Here is a 2,347-nt window from a genome sequence, read left to right on the forward strand (position 1 = left end):
TAAGAGACTGGTCGGGGGCGGGTGCGGGCGCCGCGCACGGCGGTCTCGTGGGCGAGCAGCCGGGCCGCCGCGAGGCCCATGGGGTCGGCGGTGGCGGCTGCCGCGCACACCGCGACGCGGGCCGTTCCGGCCCGGACCACGATGCCCGTGCCGATGTGCCGCCACTGCCGGGACGGCCCCGATCGGCCGCCCGAACTGCTCGGGCGCCCGGGCGTGTTGCGCGGCCGGTTCGCACCCGACCGGCCGTGCCTCCTGGTCGTCCGGCGGCGCGGGCGATGAGCGGCGCGACGACGGACGGCGCGGCGACGGGCGGGCCGGCAGAGGGTGTTCGGGCCGTGGAGGCAGGCACCCGGGAGGCGGAGGCTATTCGGGCACGGTGAAGTAGCGGGCGAAGGCGGGCACGATGTCCTGCTCTCCCACCCTGCCGTCGGAGTCGGCGTCGAGCGCGGCGGCGGTGGTCTTCGCGATGTCGTCCGGTACGCCGAGCACCTTGAGCATGCGCACGGTGTCGGCGACGGTGGCGGCCCCATCGCCGTCGGTGTCCGCGACGGCCAGGGCGGCGTGCAGGAAGGGGCGGGCGATCTCGGCGAAGCGCTCGGGGTTGTCGCGCAGGCGCTTGACCGCGCCGGTCACGAACTCCTCCCGGGTGATGCGCTGGTCGCCGTCGCGGTCGGCGATCCCGGCCATGCCCTGCCAGAACGCCTCCGCACCGGCGTACAGGGCCTGGCCCTTGTCCGAGCGGGCGGTGGCGCCGAACTCGGCGAGCAGCGACTTGGCCGCCGCGCTGAAGTCCTCGCGGTCGATCCAGCCGTTGCCGTCCTGGTCGAAGGTGGCGAACCGGGCCGCGATCCTGCGCTCGTACTCGCTGCTGACCATCTCTTCTCCGGCTGCCTCACGTGTGGTTTCGTCTGGCAGGGAGCGTACGACGCCGAAGGCGGGAAACCGACGGTTGCACCACCTACGAGTTCTTGCGCGCCTCACGCGGACAGGGGTTCCTCGTCCACCGCCGCCGCGAGGTCCGGGTAGACGTCGAAGAGACGGCGCACGCCGAGGGCGCCGAGGACCCGGTTGACGTGAGAGCCCTCGACGGCGCCGCCGGCTGGGAGGATCAGCCGCAGCCGGCCCCGGCAGGAGCGGATCAGGCGGCGGGCCGCGATGAGGACGCCGACGCCGCTGGAGTCGCAGAAGAAGACGTCCGAGAGGTCCAGCACGAGGTCGTGCCGCCCCTCGGCCACCACGTCGTGGACCCGTTGGCGCATCACCGGCGAGGTCACCAGATCCAGTTCGCCCGCGACCCGGATCACACTCCACTCGCCCTGCTCGTCGCCGGTCACCTTGAACGCCACGCCTGCCCTCCGTTCGCCGGAACTTCCCCGGAACCGCCCGGAAACGGAAGCAGTTCCTACGCTTGTTTCCGCGCGGCTGCCCAGCGGCCGTTCCCCCAAACGCCGGACGACAAACCGAGGTCGTTCATCGAGGGTCTTGTTTCAGTCATCTTCAATCGTGTTCGATCAGACTTGATCTGGAGGCACGGGGTAAGCCACCTCGTACGGCCCTTACCACCTGCGGCTCCTCTGGGGCGCGCAATGCAACAAAGGGGCGTGCGCTGTCGGACGTGCCGACTACATTCGATGTGACCAGACAGACAGGCTGGACCGGGACGGATCAGGACAGAAGCAGGGCAGCGAGACAGCAGGCAGCAAGCCGGGCATGAAGGGGGCCGCATGGCGAACACGGACGCACCGCCCCGCTGGGACCGCGGAATGCAACAGCGGCTCGCACGCGGCGAGGCGGCCGCCCTGGGTGAGCTCTACGACCGGTTCGCCTCGCTCGTGCACGGCCTCGCGCACCGCGTGCTCGGCGACGAGAAGGCCGCCGACAGCATCACCCGCGAGGTCTTCGCCCACGTCTGGCAGCACCCCGACGCCTACGACCCCCGGCAGGGGCCGCTGCGCTCCTGGGTGGCCGCGCTCACCCACCGCCTCGCCGTGCAGCGTCTGCGCACCACCGAGACCGCCGCCCTCGCCCGCGGCGGCGAAGGCTCCGCGGAGGAACTGGAGGGCAAGGTGCGCCGCGCCTCCGTGGCCGCCCGCGCCGACTACATCGTCCACTCCATGCCCGCCCCGCTGCGCGCCGCCCTGGAACTGGCCTACTTCCAGCGGCGTGACTACCGGCAGACCGCCGTCCACCTCGGCGTCACCGAGGACGAGGCCCGCCGTCGGCTCCGCCTCGGCCTCCAGCTCCTGTCCAGCGCGCACGACGCCGCGGTCCTCGGGATGCCGCCCGAACACGGGGGTGCGGCATGAGCGGAGCGGGACCGTTCGAAGAAGGCGGCGGGCACTTCGAG

The 2,347-nt window shown here is 72.3% G+C and carries 3 protein-coding genes; 1 reads left to right on the top strand and 2 read right to left on the bottom strand.

Annotation, left to right across the window (positions count from 1 at the left end; all coding sequences use genetic code 11):
* Positions 1 to 363 precede the first annotated feature (363 nt).
* Positions 364 to 876 carry an EF-hand domain-containing protein gene (locus BZY54_RS47065; protein ID WP_086731436.1) on the bottom strand — a complete coding sequence of 171 codons (513 nt, stop codon included), beginning with the start codon at positions 874 to 876 and terminating at the stop codon, positions 364 to 366.
* A gap of 101 nt (positions 877 to 977) precedes the next feature.
* Positions 978 to 1,346: an STAS domain-containing protein gene (locus BZY54_RS47070; RefSeq protein ID WP_086731437.1), complete on the bottom strand. Its 369-nt coding sequence runs from the start codon at positions 1,344 to 1,346 to the stop codon at positions 978 to 980.
* A gap of 378 nt (positions 1,347 to 1,724) precedes the next feature.
* On the opposite strand from BZY54_RS47070, the gene BZY54_RS47075 reads away from it, so the two are divergent.
* Entirely contained in the window at positions 1,725 to 2,306 is a 582-nt protein-coding gene (locus BZY54_RS47075) for a sigma-70 family RNA polymerase sigma factor (RefSeq protein WP_086731438.1), read from the top strand.
* Positions 2,307 to 2,347 lie beyond the last annotated feature (41 nt).

Source organism: Streptomyces carpinensis, assembly GCF_002154505.1.
Taxonomy (GTDB): Bacteria; Actinomycetota; Actinomycetes; order Streptomycetales; family Streptomycetaceae; genus Streptomyces; species Streptomyces carpinensis.